The organism is Streptosporangium sp. G11 (assembly GCF_051192615.1).
Classification (GTDB): Bacteria; Actinomycetota; Actinomycetes; order Streptosporangiales; family Streptosporangiaceae; genus Streptosporangium.
In genome coordinates this window covers 1-1,624 of record NZ_JBPJUQ010000268.1, presented here as the reverse complement: position 1 = coordinate 1,624, position 1,624 = coordinate 1, and the positions used below count along the sequence as shown (strand labels likewise).

General features: G+C 66.0%; 1 protein-coding gene. It reads left to right on the top strand.

Going from position 1 to position 1,624, the window contains the following annotated elements; translation table 11 throughout:
- The first annotated feature begins 102 nt into the window (after positions 1–102).
- Complete coding sequence (locus ACSDR0_RS50455; RefSeq protein ID WP_435296106.1) at positions 103–1,611, top strand: IS4 family transposase; 1,509 nt, start codon at positions 103–105, stop codon at positions 1,609–1,611.
- Positions 1,612–1,624: the final 13 nt, after the last annotated feature.

Below are 1,624 nucleotides of genomic sequence, written 5' to 3'. Positions count from 1 at the left end.
CAACGCCGGTAAGTTAAGCCGATTTACCGGGTTGACGTGGCAACGAGGCCCCTGAGACGACTGATTTCGACCAAGAGAACCGTCGTTTCCCCGGAGGCCTCGTTGCCTGTCCATACTCGCATCGGGGAGAAGGCCGTTGCCATCCCCTCACTGATCAAGCTCCGCGGTCACCTGCTGGATCGGCTCAACCTGGGAGCGGTCACCGAACTTGTCCCCTCCTGGGTGGTCGATGAGGTGATCAGTGAATGCGGCCGCGGCGAGAAACGCCTACGGGCCCTGCCCGCGCGGATCACGTTGTACTTCGTCCTGGCGCTGTGGTTATGCCCCGGTGCCGGATACGGCGAGGTGCTGCGCATGCTGTTCGACCAGTTCCACCATGAGATCGGTGCCGGCCGGATACGAGTTCCGACCGGGGCAGCGGCGGTGCAGGCTCGGCGCAGGCTCGGTCGCGAGCCCCTCAAGGCCTTGTTCCGCAGGCTGTGCGGTGCTCATGCCGACCGGGACGCTCCCGGGATGAGCGCGTTCGGATGTCAGATGGCCCTGTTGAAAGTCGCGGTGGACGGCACGACGCTGGATGTGCCCGACACCGTGGCCAACCGCACTGCCTTCGGGCCGGCACCGGGCCGGAGCAGCAAGGACCCAGGGCGCTGCCCTCAGATCAGGGTACTGATGCTGATCGCCTGCGGCACCCGGTCGATCATGGATGCGGTGTGGGCCGGCCGGTCAACCGGCGAGGGGACCCTGCTGCGCAAGCTGGTTCACGGCGGCGCGATCCGGCCAGGCATGCTGGTACTCGCCGACCGCTACTTCTCCGGATCACCACAGGTGACCGCCATTACCGGCGCGGGGGCTCACCTGATCATCCGAGCGAACCCGCGTCGGCGCCTGCCCGTGCTGAAGCCTCTGCCCGATGGCTCCTTCTTGTCCCTGCTGCCCGCGGCCAACCAACTCACCCCGGAGCTGATCGCCCGAGCACGGGCCAAGGGCGTCCGGGGTCATGTCCAGCGGCGTGGAGTCCGGGCCAGGCAAGCCGCGGGACTACCCATCCGGGTGATTCAGGCTGATATCGCGATCATTCCTGAGCATGGTGAACCCCGCGCCGAGTCATACCTACTGATCACCACGCTCCTGGATTCCACGGTCGCCCCGGCCGCCCAAGTCGCCGCGCTGTACGCGGAACGCTGGGAAGCCGAGACCGGCTATGCCGATCTCAAGATTCATTTGAGCGGACCGCAGACTGTCCTTCGATCCAAGGATCCCGATGGCGTGGCGCAAGAGGTCTACGCGCTGTTCATCGTCTACCAGATCGTCCAGATCGCACGGGCCACAGCGGCGCGTGAACACCCCCGGCCTGAGCCGGTCGACCCTGATCGGGTCTCCTTCACCGTCACGCTTCGCGCGCTCGTCCGCAGCATCGGCCGCGCCGCCGCCTGCGGTCTGTCCGCGGCCCTCAACGAGATCTGGGCCAGCCCGCAACTCGTCCGACGCTCCCGAGTGAAAACCCGTGAACGCAAAGGCACTTTGGCCTACGCTCGCGCCGTCCGGAAAACGCCGCTGAGCAGGACCGTTTATACGATCACCATCCGGCCACCCAACACAACCGAACCGTAACTTACCGGCGTTG